Below are 15510 nucleotides of genomic sequence, written 5' to 3'. Positions count from 1 at the left end.
GCCGTGATATCGCCAACTGCGTCATGGAAGCGTCACTCATGCGCTGACTTGAACACCGATGGGTCCGCCGAACCATACGGTACGTTCAATCAGCTATCGACTTCGATACCGCGCGCATCAGTTGGAATACGCTCGGTATGCGTGTTGCGCAAATCACGAAACGTCGCACGTTCGAACTTTACAACTGTATCATGGAGCGCGCCCGTCCGTCGTCCTAACAATGGCGACATACTGCCAAGACGCCGGTATCGCATCGGGCGATTTACAACCATAGCGCGACTCCGGTTTTTCCGCCAACTAAAGTCATTTTCAAAGAAGGCGGGTTTTCAATATGCGATTTGTGCCAGTCATTGCCTTGCTCGGAACTGCATGCGGCCTCGCCACGATCTACGGCGCGGCACCGGCCGCCATCACTGGCGCTGCGGGCAATGCAGCGGTCGGCGCGGCACGCGCCTATGAATCGACCAGGCAGTTCCTTGCGCCCGCCGGACGCGTGGCGCCCACCTTCGGGTCGGACTCGCCACTGTTCCGCTATGCCTCCATTCAACGCGGCACCATCGAGCAGACCGTCACCGTCACGGGCGCGCTGCAGCCGGTCAAGACGATCGAGGTGGGCTCGCAACTCTCCGGACAGCTCGCCCGGGTCTATGTCGACTTCAACGATACGGTCAGCAAGGACCAGCCGCTCGCCCTGATCGATCCGCGCAGCTTCGCGGCCAAGGTCGATGAAGCCAAGGCGGCGCTGGCGGTCGCCAACTCTCTCGTCGAAATTCAACGCGCCAAGCTCGATCGCGCCAGGATCGATCTGCAAAATGCCAAGGGCAGCCGAGACGTGCTCGCCGCCAAGCTCGATAGCGCCCAGGCGGTGAAGGCATCGGCGCAGAAGACCCTCCAACGCAAGCTCGCGCTGCAGCAGCAGAACGTCGTTGCGACCACGGCGGTCGATGACGCCCAGACGGAATTTACCGCCAGATTGGCCCAGGAGCGCGAGGCCGAGGTCCTCGTGTCCCTCAATGCCTATTCCGTCGATGGCGCACAGGCCGACGTCCGCAGGATCGAGGCCGAGCTGCAGCAGGCGAAAATGGCGGTTCCGGAAAAGGCTGCCGTGCTGGCGGCAGCGCAGGCCGATCTTGACCGCACAGTGATCCGCTCGCCGATCGACGGCGTCGTGGTCGGCAGGTTCATCAACGAGGGCCAGACGCTCGCGGTCGGCCTCGAGTCGCGTACCACCTTCCTGGTCGCCCACCGTCTGGAAGACATGGAGATCCACGCCCAGGTCGACGAAGCCGATATCGGCCGCATCGCGTTCGGCCAGCGAGCTTACTTCACGGTGGACTCTTATCCCGACCGCCGCTTCGAGGCGGTGGTGCGGCAGGTGCGCAAGGCACCGCAGAACCAGCAGCACGTGGTCACCTATACCGTCGTGCTGTCGACCTCCAACCTCGACGGCGCGCTGCTGCCGGGAATGACCGCCCTGGTGAAGATCGTGATCGAGCGGCAGGACGATGTGCTGAAGGTGCCGCTGGCCGCACTGCGCTTCCAGCCCTCGGGCGCGCGGACGGACACAACCCCTGGACGTAGCGGCGTCTGGGTGCGTACTGCCAGCGGCTTGCTTCAACGCATCCCCGTGACCGTCGGCGCGGCGGGCACCGAACAGGTCGCGCTCAAGAGCGGCGACCTCGTCGAAGGCAGCCAGGTCGCGGTCGGACAGGCGATCCGGCCGGCCGGCATGGAATTCCTCGGGATCAGGTTCGGATCATGACCGCTCCCCTGCCCCTCATCAGCCTTCGGTCCGTGTGCAGGACCTACCGCGCGGACGGCGTCGCGGTGACGGCGGTGCGCAATGTCAGCTTCGACATCGACCAGGGCGAGATCCTCGCCGTGATGGGGCCGTCCGGCTCGGGCAAGTCCACGCTGATGAACATGATCGGGCTGCTCGATCTGCCGAGCCAGGGCGCGATCTATCTCGAGGGGGCGGATGTCGCCGCCCTTACCGAAGACCGCAGGTCGTCCCTGCGCGCCCGGAGCATCGGCTTCGTGTTCCAGTCCTACAACCTGCTCGCGCGCCACAACGCGATCGAGAACGTCGCTCTGCCGCTGGTCTATTGCGGCGTCGGCCGCAAGGAGCGCCTCGAGCGGGCCGAGCAGAGCCTCGAAGCCGTCGGCATGCTGCACCGGGCGCATCACTATCCGCGCCAGCTCTCCGGCGGCGAGCAGCAACGCATCGCCATCGCCCGGGCGCTGATCGCCACCCCGTTGATCGTGCTCGCCGACGAGCCCACCGGCGCACTGGACAGCCGCACCGGTGCCGAGATCCTGGCGCTGTTCGCCGCGCTCAACGAGGCCGGCCAGACCATCGTGATGATCACGCATGATCCCAGCATTGCGACGCAGTGCCGGCGCACGATCCGCCTGCACGACGGCGAGCTCGTCAGCGACGAGACGCTGGCTCCGGTGCTGCCGAAACGGAGCTTTGCGTCATGACGATGCTCCAGGGCTTTCAGATCGCTTTGCACGCCTTGCGCCTCAACCCGTTGCGCAGCTTCCTCACCATGCTCGGCATCGTGATCGGCGTCGCGTCGATCGTGACGGTCTTCGCGATCGGCGCGGGCGCGCAGCTACGCCTGCAGGAGCAGATCCGCTCGATCGGCGCCAACGTGCTGATGATCACGCCGGGCGCGATCTATCAGGGCGGCGTGCGCCTGAAGGAAGGCAGCAAGCTGACGATGACCGAAAGCGACGTGCAGGCCATCCTCGAGCAGATTCCGGAAGTCCAGGCCGCGGCCGGCTCGATCGCCGGAACGGCGCAGGTCATCCACGAAGGCAAGAACTGGAACACGACGATCAACGGCACGACCACCGGGCACTTCATGGTGCGCGACTGGCAGCTCGCCTCGGGGCGCTATTTCTCCGGCACCGAGGAGGCCGGCGCGGGAAAGGTCGTGATCCTTGGAAGCACCGTCGCGCGCGAGCTGTTCGCGCCGGGCGACGATCCGATCGGCGCGCAGATCAGGATCATGAAGGTTCCGCTTGAAGTGGTCGGCGTGCTCGATCACAAGGACCCGTCACAGGATGACGTCGCCTTCGTCCCTCTCACCACGGCCAAGCTGCGCTTCCTCGGCAGCGCAAGCAACATCAACCGGGATTCGGTCGCCTACATCATCGCCAAGGTGACTGCCGACGGTCAGATGGCGGGGGCGCGATCCGAGATCGAGAGCCTGCTGCGGCAGCGCCACCGGATCCTCGCCGGACAGGAAGACGACTTCAAGGTCCAGGATCCGGCCGCCGCCATGGAAGCCCAGCAGGGAGCGATCCGCACCGTGGCGCTCCTGCTCGTGGCCATCGCCTCAGTCTCGCTGCTGGTCGGCGGCATCAGCATCATGAATGTCATGATCGTGTCGGTGACCGAGCGTACCCGGGAAATCGGCATCCGCCGCGCGCTCGGCGGGCGGATGCGGGACATTCGTCTCCAGTTTCTCTGTGAGGCGCTCGTGCTCTGCCTCCTCGGCGGCGCCATCGGCGTCATCGGTGGCGTCACGCTGTCGATGACGGTTGCCCGCATGGCCGGGTGGATCACGTCGATCGACAGCGAAGCGATTGCCCTGGCCCTCGCTTTCTCGATCGCGACGGGCCTCATCTTTGGTTTCTATCCTGCACACAAGGCGTCCAAGCTCAGTCCCATCGAGGCGCTCAAGACAGAGTGAGAACATGCTGCTGGGGTGTTCGCATCGACCAAAGACCAGGGAGGAGGTAGTCATGAACCCGGATCTGAAAGATTCGATTACACCGACGCCGCGCGAGCGCGAGCTGATGATGCTTATCGCTCGTGGAATGCAGAACAAGAACATCGCCTACGAGCTCAAGATCTCGGAGAACACGGTGCGGGCGCATATCGGCAACATCATGCGCAAATACCGCCTCCAGAACCGAACGCAGATCGCGATCATCTTCGCCCTGCACGCAGCGCCGCCGTCGCTGCGCCGCGATCTGGCCAATGGCGGAGTCTATCCGGTGGCGGTGAAGCCCGCGCAGGTGCTCGCGCGCAATCCGCGGATACAGACCGCTCCGGAATGACGGCGCAGCAGTGCCTGCGCGGCGGACAATGCCGATCTGGACCCGTGCTTCGATCAATCCGGGTATGGACAATGGCTTGATCGAAACTGTTGTGGCCGTGAGGGAATTCATTGGCAGAATTTTAGGTCAGCACTCCTGATACGAGCACATTGACCATATTGCTATCTTGCGTCGTTGGAGCATGATCAGGCCATTTCAACGACGGATTTCATTTCAATGAGCAAGCGTAGCCTTATTGTTGGATCGTTGATCTTCGGCGGCACGGCAGTCGTCGTCGCCCTCCTGGCAGCGGGATTCGAACTGCGGTCTGTTGGCAAAATCCTTACGCCCCTGTCCACCGGCCGACCGACTGCCGCAAGCATTGCACGACCACCTGCTGCGAGCGCAGAGCGACCACCAGCGGCGACACCCGCAACAAGTGCCACGTTGGCACCTGCTGCAAACCAGGCGGCACCTGCTGCAGGCGACGGGCCACGGCCGGCTGCAAGCGCCGAGCCACCACCTACAGCAAGCGCCGCTGCACCACCTCCCGCAAGCGCCGCGCCACCGCCTGCTGCGCGCGCTGAACCGCCGCCTGTCGCGAGTGCCGCGAGACCACCTCCAGAATCACTGAATCAACAGCGTCCCGCCGCTGCGGCAAGTGCAGCCGCATCGACTGCCCCCCTAAATCCCTCGGCCAATGTTTCCGCAATGACACCCCCCGGCACCCGTCCGACCATACCTCGCGCCGGCTTGAGACCGTTCTCCGCGGGCGACGAACTTCGTAACGACGATCAGTCGAGATGTCGCGAGGACAATGCCGCCCTCGGCATTATTGCCGCTAATCCCGGCGCTCCCTGCGTCGAACTCGGGGACGTCGTGGCAAACCTCAAGCGGGGGACCTTCAAGTTCAACAAGCCGAACACCGCCATCCTCGAAGAGGCCTTCCCGATGCGGCTGGTTCTGCTGACCGCCGAAGGCCAGGCCGCCACTTTCAGCGGCATGCCGGGCCAGGTGGTCACGCGCGACGATCGGCCATTCGCGCAATCGGTCGAAGCCACGCTGACAGGCGACGATTTCGAAATCAGCCCATCGGGTCCGCAAGCGCGCACCGCGACGCTGGCGCACCCGGTCGAATGGGAATGGAAGGTCAAGCCGATCTCGTCCGGCACGAAATCGGTGACGATCGATGTCGCCGCAAATATCCAGATCGGCCCGGACAAGCACCGCGTTCAGCTTACGACGCTGCATGAGTCCATCGAAATCCAGGTAACGGCGTTCCAACGGCTGAAGAGCTATGTCGCGAGCCTCAACGGGGCCATTGGGGCGATCACTGCCGCCATCACCTCCTTGGCGGCCATCATCGGCCTCATTCCAAAAGCGCGGCAGTTCTTCGCGGACAACGTCCTCTCCCTGTTTCGCCCCAGGCAACCGAAGAAGAAGCGCGCGTAGCATCAGACGACGCAGATCGCGCCCTAACGGCCGGCCCACCCCGGCTACAACCGCTTCGCGGTTGCGCGGGGGGATGGCGAGGCTGTGGCGGCATTGTCCTCATCCCTCTTGCGCGCCTTTTCGCTCTTGTAACAAAACTGTCATACAGCAAAACTAAACGAAGGCAGCGGCCGCCGTCGGCCGCCAAGCCGCCTCACCGCAGGGAGAGATTGATGCGCCGTTTACTGGTGTTGCTGTCCGCCGGACTGACAGTGCTGTCCACCGGACTTGCCTCCGCCCAGAACAACACGCCCCGTAACCTGATCCTGTTCATCCCTGACGGCCTGCGCGCGCTGAAGGTGACCCCGGAAACCGCGCCGGCAATGGCCGAGGTCCGCGACAAGGGCGTCAACTTCAAGAACTCGCATTCGCTGTTCCCGACCTTCACCATGGCCAACGGCTCGGCGATGTCGACCGGCCATTATCTCGGCGACACCGGCGTGTTCTCGAACACGATTTGGACCAACTACACCTCCGTACCGGCAGGCAACACCGTCGTCCCCTTCATCGAGAACGACGCGGTGCTCGGCGACATCGACGAGCATTTCAAGGGCGACTATCTCAACGAGGAGACCGTCCTGAAGATGGCCCGCGACAAGGGCCTGAGCACGGCGGCGATCGGCAAGGTCGGCCCGACCTACCAGTGGGACCACACCGATCATCCCGAGAAGGCCGGCAAGCACTCGATCGTCATCGACGATTCCACCGGCGGCAAGAACGGCGTGGCGCTGTCGGACGAGATGAAGGAAGCCCTGACCAAGGCGGGCCTCGCCCTCGCCGCCCCCGGCCGCGGCGACAACGGCAAGGCTGGCGATGCCAAAACGCCCGGCACCACCGTCGCCAACGTCGCGCAGCAGGCCTATTTCGCCGATGTCGCCACCAAGGTGGTGCTGCCGATGTTCAAGGCGCGCAACAAGCCGTTCGTGCTGGTGTTCTGGTCGCGCGATCCCGACGGCACCCAGCATAACCAGGGCGACAGCCTCAATCAGATCATGCCGGGCATCAACGGCCCGAGCACGATGGCGAGTATCAAGAACGTCGACAACAACCTCGCCCAGATCCGCAAGGCGCTGGACGAGCTCGGGCTCGCCGTCAATACCAACATCATGATCCAGGCCGACCACGGCTTCTCGACCATCTCCAAGGAAAGCAAGTCCAGCCCCTCGGCCAAGGTCAGCTATGACGACACGCCGAAGGACTTCCTGCCGATGGGCTTTCTGGCGCTCGACCTTGCGAAGGCGCTCGACCTGCCGCTTTTCGACCCCAACGACAAGAACGCTGCGGTCACCGGCAACGCGCATCCGAAGGCTGGCAATGGTGTGCTCGGCAAGGATCCGACCAAGCCTGACCTCGTCATCGCCACCAATGGCGGCTCCGACCTGATCTATCTGCCGAACAAGGACAAGAAGCTGACGGCCAGGACCATCAAGGCGCTGCTCGAGCAGGACTACGTCTCCGGCCTGTTCGTCGACGACTCCCTCGGTCGCTTCCCCGGCACCCTGCCGCTGTCGAGCATCAACCTGCGCGGCAAGTCGGCGACGCCGACGCCGGCGATCGTCGTCAACTTCCGCTCCTATGCCAGCGATTGCGGCGAGGCGCCGACCAACTGCTCGGTGCAGGTCGCCGACACTGTGCTGCGCCAGGGCCAGGGCATGCATGGCAGCTTCAGTCGCGGCGACACCATGAACTTCATGGCCGCGATCGGGCCCGACTTCAAAGCCGGCTTCGTCGACGAGCTGCCGGTCAGCAATGCCGACGTCGGCATGACCGCCGCCCAGCTCATGGGCCTGCGCGGCTCGCAGAACGGCGGCCTGGTCGGCCGGGTGATGTCAGAAGCCCTGCCCAACGGCATCGTGCCGAAGGCGTTCAAGGCCGTCGAGAAGTCGAAGATGTCCGAGAACGGCCTGCAGACCGTGCTCAACGTCCAGCGCGTCGGCAGCCAGCGCTATTTCGACGCCGCCGGCTTCCCCGGTCGTACGCTGGGGCTCGAGCCGGAGACCGGCAAACAAAAAACGGCGGGGAAATAACCCCGCCGCTTTCTCTCGCTCTCATCAAGAGACGCGAAAAACTACATGCCGATGTCGAACACGTTCGGCAATTGGCCAGCCAGGGGCAGCGCGGTGGCGCCCAGGAAGGTCGCCACCATCGCCATCAGGCGACGGTTGTTCTGGCGCTTGCCGCGCATCTGGCCGGCAATCCACTCCAGCATCTCGCTGTTGACCTTGGAGGCGTAGGACGGCGCCCAGCTCTCGATGTCGGTGTCCTGCGACAGCGCAACGCTGCGCGGCGGCACCTTCACGCCCGAGGCGCTCGCGGCATAATGAGCAACGGCCTTGGCGAGCAGGTCGTCGAACCGGCCGCCATCGGCGCGCTCGGTCGCGGCTTCGTTGATCTCGAACAGGACCTCGGCTTCGGCACGGCTGACCGGTTTGTCGTTCACTGCGGCTGCGGTCAGGATGCGGGCGCACCAGGCGGCGTCGGCGGCGTCGAGCGAGCGGGAGAAATGCACCCTGCCCTTGGTGGTCGGGCCTTCACCCGTGATCACGCCATCGCGCACGATGGTGAGCGCATGGGCCGCGGTATCGCGGCATGACGGTTCGAGAGACGACAACTCAACGGATTTAGGCGCGGCGGCGGACATAGTTCACTTCCAAGTTCTTCTGATCGGCCAGCATTTTCACGCGGGCGTAAACGGGTGGTTAATGATTCGATACGGGGATCGTGACTTTTCTCAATGGTTGCCGATTAGTCGCTGTCAGGACCATTTCGGTTCCAGGAAACGTCGGGCGAGCGTGATGCGGGTCATAAAAGGCATAATCGGGGCGATCGGGACCGGACCTTTCCCGTCGAGATGTTTCGCCGCAGGCGACGGCTGTAACAGAAAGGTGCTAGAAAATCGGCTCTTCAAAGAAGGAATTCACATTTTACTTGAGCCCGTTCACTTGGGCCGTTCACACTCCTATACTGAGGTTGACGGCTAGAGAAAATTTCACAGCAAATTCAATGCGATGAGGTAGAACCATGCCACTTCCGATCGGCGCAACCGCCCCCGACTTCGAAGCCGAAACCACCGAAGGGAAGATCAAGTTCCACGACTGGATCGGCAATAGCTGGGCCCTCCTATTCTCCCACCCAAAGGACTTCACGCCGGTTTGTACGACCGAACTCGGCGCGCTCGCCAAGCTGAAGCCCGAATTCGACAAGCGCGGCGTCAAGCTGATGGGCCTCTCGGTCGATCCGGTCGACCGCCACGCCAAATGGTCGGAGGACATCAAGGAGACGCAGGGCGCCGCCCCGAACTACCCGATGATCGGCGATACCGACTTCAACGTCTCGAAGCTCTACGAGATGCTGCCGGCCTCGACCTCGGGCGATCCCCTCAACCGGACGCCGGCCGACAACCAGACCGTCCGCAACGTCTTCGTCATCGGCCCGGACAAGAAGATCAAGCTGGTGCTGGTCTATCCGATGACCACGGGACGTAACTTCCAGGAGATCCTGCGCGCGATCGACTCGCTCCAGATGACCGCCAAGCACCGCGTCGCGACGCCGGCCGACTGGAAGCAGGGCGAAGATGTCATCATCGCGGGCTCGGTCTCCAATGAAGAGGCCAAGACGATCTATCCGCAGGGCTGGAAGGAGCCAAAGCCCTACATCCGGATCGTCCCGCAGCCGAAGTGATCTAACCTCGTTCCGGGGCGATGCGTCGGCATCGGCCCCGGAACCTCGAGATTCCGGTTCGGTCCCTGCGGACCGCTCCGGAAGGGCTACGAATTAGGCTGTCGTCCGCTTCACGATCAAAAAGAACCGCGGTCCTCAATCGCGCCCCACCCGACGTCGACGCACACGAGGCCAGCTCCAGTGCTTGAGCAGCGCGCGATCATTGTTTGGTTTCGCGACGACCTCCGCCTGTCCGACCATCCCGCCCTTCATGCTGCGGCCAAGACCGGCGCGCCGGTGATCTGTCTCTACGTCCTGGACGGTGCCGCCGGTCGGGCGCCGGGTGGCGCGGCGCGCTGGTGGCTGGCGCAGTCGCTGCGGGCGCTCGGCGCCGGCCTTGCCGCGATCGGCGGATCGCTGTCGTTGCGCAAGGGCCCGGCCGCCAAGGTAATCGCCGAGGTGGCGCGCGAGAGCGGCGCCGGCGCGGTCTATTGGAACAAGATCGCACAGGCGCCGCATCAGGCCGTTGAGGGACAGCTTGAGGCGGCGCTCGCAAAGCTCGGCGTGGGCTCAAAGAGCTTCGCCGGCGACCTGCTCGTTCCGCCCTCGTCCGTTCGCAACAAGGAGGGCCGTGGCCTCCGCGTATTCACGCCGTTCTGGCGCCGGGTGCTGGCGCTCGGCGACCCGCCAAAGCCCCTGCCCACACCGAAGGCGCTCCACGCCGGACCGAAGATCGCGAGCGACACGCTCGAGACCTGGCACCTCGAGCCGAGCAAGCCCGACTGGGCCGGCGGCCTGCGCCAGAGCTGGACGCCGGGCGAGGCCTCCGCCCGCGCGCGCTTGCGCGACTTCCTCAAACATACCGCGCGCACCTATGTCGGCGACCGCGATCGCCCGGACCGGCCGGGCACCTCCAGCCTCTCGCCGCATCTGCGGTTCGGCGAGCTCAGCCCGCGACAGGTCTGGCACGCCGCACGGTTCGCTGCGGCCGAGAACCCGGCGCTTGCGCCCGGCATCGACAAATTCCTGAGCGAGCTCGGCTGGCGGGAGTTCTGCCGCCACCTGCTCCACGATCACCCCGACCTCGCCGGCGAAAACCTGCAAGCGAACTTCGACGGCTTTCCATGGAAGCACGACGCCACGGCGCTCGCGGCCTGGCAGCGCGGCCGCACCGGCTATCCGATCGTCGATGCCGGCCTGCGCGAACTCTGGCACACCGGCGTGATGCACAACCGGGTGCGGATGGTTGTGGCGTCCTTCCTGGTCAAGCATCTCCTGATCGACTGGCGCCAGGGCGAGAGCTGGTTCTGGGACACACTCGTCGATGCCGACGCCGGCAATAATCCCGCCAACTGGCAGTGGGTCGCAGGCTGCGGCGCCGACGCAGCGCCCTACTTCCGCGTGTTCAATCCGGTGCTCCAGGGCGAGAAGTTCGATCCCGAAGGAGCCTATGTCCGGCGCTGGGTGCCCGAGTTGAAGGCGTTGCCGGCAAAGCTGATCCATCAGCCCTGGCGGGCCACGCCGATCGAGCTTGCGAGCAGCGGCATCACGCTCGGCGCGACCTATCCGCAGCCGATGATCGATCACGCCAAGGGGCGCGAGCGCGCGCTAGCCGCCTACGCAAGGATCCGCAAAGGTTGAGCGTTGCTTTGACACAATTTCGAATCCCGCTATCGTCATCGCTCCGTTCAAACCCTGGGGGACGATATGGACGATGAAAAGCCGGTAATCGAACAGGCGATGGAGACGATCACCACCGCCGTCGAGACCACCAAGGACACCGCGGTCACGGCCGTCAAGAAGGTCAGGAAAGCCGCCAAGAAGGTCGCGAAAAAGGTAGCGCCGAAGAAGGCCGCCAAGAAGAAAGCCAAGAAGGCCGCGAAGAAGGCCGCGAAGAAATCTTCCAAGAAAGCGGCCAAGAAGACCGCGAAGAAGGCTGCAAAGAAGACAGCGAAGAAAGCCACCAAGAAGAAGGCTGGGAAGGCCAGGCGCTGATCGCTAGCTCTGAGAGCAGGCCTCCGGGTGCGGGCGCGCCCGGCGGCCTGCCCCGCAAGCGCTTCTATCCTCGCCGCTTCGACGCCCGCCTGCCCGGATGATGCTCTCCTTTCGGATCGCGGAATTCGCTCCGGTGTCCGCGACGGTCCTCCTTGGCGAAGCGCCGCCGCTTCTCGGGTGAGCCGAACGCCTTGATCACCCGCCTGCCGTTGACCTTCTTGATCACGTATCCGCCCTCGGTCATCGAGAACGGCGCCTTCAGCGTTCCCTTGTGGTCGAACTTGGTGCCGCGCGGATGCTTGAACGGTTCGAACCAGGACGGGTAGACGAAGTTCGACATCGGAAACCCGCTGACGACGAACGGGTCCTCCTCTACGGCGTCGCAGACCTCGTAGGCATATTGCGTATTCCTGTTCTTGTCGGCCCACAGATTGGCCATGGGATCGAGCACCATCTCGAACAGCTCGTGCGAGGCGGCCAGACTGACCGGCTCATCGTCGCCAAGCGACTTGACGAAGATCTTCGAGATCGGCTGGCCGCGATGTGTCAGCTCGTGGCGTCCGAGCATGTTCTTGTGGGAAGCGTCGTCGAAATAGACGAGCTGCCAGTCCGTCGGCCTCGGTTTCTGCGTGACGTAGAGATCGACCGGATAGCCCCACACCGGCAGGAAGTGCTCATCGTAGCACTTCTGGAGCGCCGCGGTGAGCTTGCTCATCGTCCGGTCGTCGATCGTCTCTTCCGCGTAATTGATGCAGGCAATCCGAACCGGCTTCGTGGACCTGCCGAGCAGTGCACGCCTGGCTCTCTTCATGGAAATCACCAAGTGGAATGGGAAACTGAAATAAGCCGCGCCAGCCTAGCACAGATAAGCGGTGCACGTCAGGGATGTATTGCCGCGGTCCAGCGCCCGGGAGCTTCAGAAGCTCCGGTTGACCAGAAACACCGCGGCCGCGCAGATTACGACGCCGGCGATCGCCAGCGCATCGAGCTTCTCCCCGAACAGCACATAGGCCATCAGCGCCGTGACGGCCGGCACCAGATAGAACAGGCTCGCGACCGAGGTCGCCGCCGCATGGCGGATCAGCCAGTACAACAGCCCGATCGACCCGATCGAGAGCACCACGGCGAGCCACGCGAGCGCGAGCACGAACTCCCGCGTCCAGTGCACGACGCGCTCCTCGAACAGGAACGCACCGATCGCAAAGAAAACCGTCACTGCGGCGTATTGCACGAGGTTGCCGGCGCGCCAATCGATGTGATTGCAGTAGCGCCGCTGATAGAGCGTGCCGAGCGTTATGCTGATCAGCGAGACCACCGAGGCGAGCCAGCCGAGGCCGGCTTCGCCGGTCATCGGACGGTTGTGCAGGATCAGCACGACGCCGCCGAGGCCGAGCACCAGGCCGCCCCATTGCACCGGCGTCACCCGCTCGCCAAGCCAGCGGTTGGCAATGGTCGAGGTCAGGATCGGCTGCAGTCCCGGAATGAGCGCGGAGAGCCCTGCGGGAATCGAGTGTGCGATCGCGATGGCGGTGCCGCCGAGATAGAAGCCGTGGACCAGGATTCCGGCGACGGCGCTGTGCGCAATGCCGATGCGGTCCGGCCACTTCGGACGGGCGATCGCGGCGATGACTGCCATCAGGCCGACGACCAGCGCCATGCGGATGGCGAGATAGGTCAAGGGATCGGCGTTGTTGATGACGTATTTGGTGCCGATGAAGCCCGTGCTCCAGAGCACGACGAACAGGATCGGCGCGGCGCGCGCGGCCATGGATTCTTGATTATGATTCATTGCCGCACTCATTGCCCGACCAGGGGCTGTGCGGCAATGCGAATTCCTGCCTAGCCGATGTTGCGCTGCAAAGGGAGCGCGGTGTCAGGCGAGCCGCTCACCATTCGGTCGGACAGGGATCGATGATCTTCCAGAGGTCGACGCCGTTCTTGATCTTCTTCATGTCCGTGGTGAGCCCGCCGTTGCGGCGGATCCAGTCCTTCACCGTGTCCGGATAGTAGGACATCAGATCGGACGTCCCCTCGGCGCTGGTGACCTTGATGCCGAAGGTGAAGGCCTTGTCGTAATAGGCCTGGTGGAAGCCGAGGCTCGCGCGCGGGGTCACGCAGATCTTGTTCATCGGCACGATGCCCAGCACCAGCGTGCAGGCCGAATTGCAGATGCCGTCGATGATGACCCGCTCGCCCTTGTCGCGGATGCGCTTGTACTTGACCTTGTACTCCTCGACATAGCCGCCATGGTCGCGGGTGATGTGCAGATCGGCCCGCGCCGGCGTGGCGACGATGCCGGAGAGCAACAGCAGGCTTAGGGGCGTGATGCGCATGACACAGTGACGGCGACAGCCTTGCAATGAGCCGGCCTCGAAGAGCACCCCCAAGGGGCCGGCCACGGGAATCTTGATGGAATTCTCTTTGGTCACACTTGTGTGGGGAATTCGTTAAGCATCTCGAAAAGGCCAAAAATGGGCAGGGCTGCGGACGCCCTCCGACTTTTGGGCCACACCCGGCCAGAATCGCGGGGATCGGAGGCGATTTTCGGCCCCGGGACGGGTGCCGAACCGGCCCAAAATGGCTATAAAGGCCGGGTCTGTTAGCGCAGGTTCCGGAGAATCAAGATGAGCAGGTTGAAGCTTGTTGCCGCGGTTGCTGTCCTGTCGGCGGCAGTCCTTGCCCCCAGCCTCTCGGAGGCCCGGGTGCATCACCGGCATCACCGCTACTACGCCAACCCGCTGCCCTACCCGATCAGCTACCTGCACAATTACGGCCCCGGGATCACCCCGGGCGCCTTCGCCTATTATGACGGTCCGTCGAACAACCACTGCTACCAGGGCGCGGCCGCCTATATCGGGCAGGACCGCCGCAGGCACCCCTGCTTCTGAGGGGCGCCTGTCTCCAGCCGACAAGTCGTACTTCAAGTCCTATTTGGCGGCTCCTGACAGCAACAATTGCTTCTCGATCTCGTAGACCGGCAGCTTGACGAGGTCCTTGCCGACCTCGCCGTGAAGGGCCTTGCGGACGGCCTCCGAATAGTCGGCACGGATCATGCCCAGCGCACGCGGCGAGGCCACCATGGTCAGCGCCGAGGTCTCCCCCGAGCTGACCGCAATATCGAGCCGGCCGGCCAGCGTCCGCAGGAAGGCGCGTTCGGCCTCATCGTGCCAATCGGTCTGCTCGACCGCGCTGCGCGCACCGCCGGTTGCGGCATGAAATCTGCCCGGCGCATCGGTCCCCTGCGCGCTGGTCGACGGGTTGGCCTGCTCGTGCACCTCCTTGGTGTGAAGATTTGGAAACATCTCGTCACCGAGATTTTCCAGGATGAGCGCCTTGCGCCCGTCGCACACGACGAGCCAGTCGCCTTTGTCGATTCTCATCTTGTTCATTGAACTGCTCCAAACGAAGTGTCGGCGTGGTCCCATGATCTTGCGGGGCCAATCAATCGGAGATGCTCTTCGAATGCCTCGAAGGACTGCTCACGGCGACAAGACTACGTGCGAAGCCGAGCTTCGGAACTGCGCGGGATCAAGGTTGGCGATGGGTCCAAACCTGCAATAGCTTGGCGGCGGTGGATCAAGCCTGCGGTTGGCTGAAGGTTCATTCATCAGCATTACATTTCGGCACCGGCCACAATTTGAATCAGAACCTCTTCGATATCTTGCATCGCGTTTTGCAGAGGAAGACATCATCATGAAGCTTAAGATTGGCCTCGTTGCCGCGTCCCTGTTTGGTGCCCTTGCGGCATCGCCGGCGGCGTCCGCCATGCCGATTGCGCCCATCGCGCCTGCGCCGCAGGTCTCCAACATCGAGCAGGTCCGGTGGGTCTGTAATCCCTGGGGCCGCTGCTGGTGGCGTTCAGACTACTACGGGTATGGTCCAAGATATTATGGGTATGGGCCCCGGTACTACGGCTACGGCCCGAGATATTATGGTCCTCGCTATTACGGCTATCGCGGCTGGTGAAATCTGGAGGGGCCTTCGGGCCCCTTCGCATTTTTGGAAGGCGGTGCGCCCTCCCGAAGGCGCCGCGATGCGTAGACCGATTCCAAAACTGATCTAGATCAAAGCAGGAAAATGCCGCTGCGGCAGTTTGCGTCGATGGCGGATTTCATCGTTTTCCAATGCCCCCAGACGGGCATGAACGTCCAAACTCATCTGGAAAAGCAGCCGAAACTCGAGAGGCGGAGCTTCGAGGCGTTCAGCTGTCCCGCCTGCACGCGAGTCCATTTCATCGATCTCGCCTCCGGCCAGCCGATGAAGCGGGAGCGCTAGAGAGCGGGACGTATCGTCATCGTCCACACGTCGCAC

General features: G+C 63.7%; 17 protein-coding genes. 11 read left to right on the top strand and 6 right to left on the bottom strand.

Annotated elements, in window-relative coordinates:
* Positions 1–331 precede the first annotated feature (331 nt).
* The 6 genes from K289_RS0131665 (at position 332) to K289_RS0131630 (ending at position 7571) form a co-directional block, all read left to right on the top strand.
* Positions 332–1762 carry an efflux RND transporter periplasmic adaptor subunit gene (locus K289_RS0131665; protein WP_027555150.1) on the top strand — a complete coding sequence of 477 codons (1431 nt, stop codon included), beginning with the start codon at positions 332–334 and terminating at the stop codon, positions 1760–1762.
* The gene (locus K289_RS0131660; RefSeq protein WP_027555149.1) at positions 1759–2484 is read left to right on the top strand and encodes an ABC transporter ATP-binding protein; all 726 of its coding nucleotides are present in this window, start codon (positions 1759–1761) and stop codon (positions 2482–2484) included. The genes K289_RS0131665 and K289_RS0131660 overlap by 4 nt, the downstream gene beginning before the upstream one ends.
* Positions 2481–3704 carry an ABC transporter permease gene (locus tag K289_RS0131655; RefSeq protein WP_027555148.1) on the top strand — a complete coding sequence of 408 codons (1224 nt, stop codon included), beginning with the start codon at positions 2481–2483 and terminating at the stop codon, positions 3702–3704. Before K289_RS0131660 ends, K289_RS0131655 begins: the two co-directional genes overlap by 4 nt.
* A 52-nt stretch (positions 3705–3756) precedes the next feature.
* Positions 3757–4074: a response regulator transcription factor gene (locus K289_RS0131650; RefSeq protein ID WP_027555147.1), complete on the top strand. Its 318-nt coding sequence runs from the start codon at positions 3757–3759 to the stop codon at positions 4072–4074.
* Positions 4075–4290: 216 nt separating this feature from the next.
* Positions 4291–5505 (top strand): hypothetical protein, encoded by a 1215-nt coding sequence (locus K289_RS50850; RefSeq protein WP_156918297.1) that lies wholly within the window; start codon positions 4291–4293, stop codon positions 5503–5505.
* Positions 5506–5717: 212 nt separating this feature from the next.
* Positions 5718–7571: an alkaline phosphatase family protein gene (locus K289_RS0131630; protein WP_027555144.1), complete on the top strand. Its 1854-nt coding sequence runs from the start codon at positions 5718–5720 to the stop codon at positions 7569–7571.
* A gap of 41 nt (positions 7572–7612) precedes the next feature.
* On the opposite strand, the gene K289_RS0131625 is transcribed toward K289_RS0131630, so the two are convergent.
* Positions 7613–8185: a hypothetical protein gene (locus K289_RS0131625; RefSeq protein WP_027555143.1), complete on the bottom strand. Its 573-nt coding sequence runs from the start codon at positions 8183–8185 to the stop codon at positions 7613–7615.
* Between the two features lie 380 nt (positions 8186–8565).
* Between K289_RS0131625 and K289_RS0131620 the strand changes: the two genes are divergently transcribed.
* The 3 genes from K289_RS0131620 to K289_RS0131610 all read left to right on the top strand — a co-directional run bounded on the left by K289_RS0131620 (position 8566) and on the right by K289_RS0131610 (position 11199).
* Positions 8566–9225: a peroxiredoxin gene (locus K289_RS0131620; protein ID WP_027555142.1), complete on the top strand. Its 660-nt coding sequence runs from the start codon at positions 8566–8568 to the stop codon at positions 9223–9225.
* Between the two features lie 228 nt (positions 9226–9453).
* Entirely contained in the window at positions 9454–10845 is a 1392-nt protein-coding gene (locus K289_RS0131615; protein WP_051311011.1) for a deoxyribodipyrimidine photo-lyase, read from the top strand.
* A 66-nt stretch (positions 10846–10911) separates the two neighbouring features.
* Complete coding sequence (locus tag K289_RS0131610; RefSeq protein ID WP_027555140.1) at positions 10912–11199, top strand: hypothetical protein; 288 nt, start codon at positions 10912–10914, stop codon at positions 11197–11199.
* 64 nt (positions 11200–11263) lie between these two features.
* On the opposite strand, the gene K289_RS0131605 is transcribed toward K289_RS0131610, so the two are convergent.
* The 3 genes from K289_RS0131605 to K289_RS0131595 form a co-directional block, all read right to left on the bottom strand.
* Entirely contained in the window at positions 11264–12010 is a 747-nt protein-coding gene (locus K289_RS0131605; protein ID WP_027555139.1) for a hypothetical protein, read from the bottom strand.
* 105 nt (positions 12011–12115) lie between these two features.
* Positions 12116–12988: a DMT family transporter gene (locus tag K289_RS0131600; RefSeq protein WP_027555138.1), complete on the bottom strand. Its 873-nt coding sequence runs from the start codon at positions 12986–12988 to the stop codon at positions 12116–12118.
* A 97-nt stretch (positions 12989–13085) separates the two neighbouring features.
* A complete protein-coding gene (locus tag K289_RS0131595; RefSeq protein WP_027555137.1) occupies positions 13086–13532 on the bottom strand; it encodes a hypothetical protein in 447 nt (148 codons plus the stop codon).
* Positions 13533–13823: 291 nt separating this feature from the next.
* On the opposite strand from K289_RS0131595, the gene K289_RS0131590 reads away from it, so the two are divergent.
* The gene (locus K289_RS0131590; protein ID WP_027555136.1) at positions 13824–14087 is read left to right on the top strand and encodes a hypothetical protein; all 264 of its coding nucleotides are present in this window, start codon (positions 13824–13826) and stop codon (positions 14085–14087) included.
* Between the two features lie 39 nt (positions 14088–14126).
* Here K289_RS0131590 and K289_RS0131585 read toward each other — a convergent pair whose 3' ends face one another.
* Entirely contained in the window at positions 14127–14588 is a 462-nt protein-coding gene (locus K289_RS0131585; protein ID WP_027555135.1) for a host attachment protein, read from the bottom strand.
* A gap of 304 nt (positions 14589–14892) precedes the next feature.
* Here K289_RS0131585 and K289_RS49235 point away from each other — a divergent pair, with 304 nt between their 5' ends.
* Positions 14893–15165: a hypothetical protein gene (locus K289_RS49235; protein WP_084788800.1), complete on the top strand. Its 273-nt coding sequence runs from the start codon at positions 14893–14895 to the stop codon at positions 15163–15165.
* A 93-nt stretch (positions 15166–15258) separates the two neighbouring features.
* On the opposite strand, the gene K289_RS51820 is transcribed toward K289_RS49235, so the two are convergent.
* Positions 15259–15501, bottom strand: coding sequence for a hypothetical protein (locus K289_RS51820; protein WP_198024810.1), 243 nt, complete (start codon positions 15499–15501; stop codon positions 15259–15261).
* Positions 15502–15510 lie beyond the last annotated feature (9 nt).

It is taken from the genome of Bradyrhizobium sp. Cp5.3 (assembly GCF_000426265.1).
GTDB lineage: Bacteria > Pseudomonadota > Alphaproteobacteria > Rhizobiales > Xanthobacteraceae > Bradyrhizobium > Bradyrhizobium neotropicale.
Note: the sequence above shows the minus strand (reverse complement) of the source record. Positions and strands in the feature narration are given on the sequence as shown.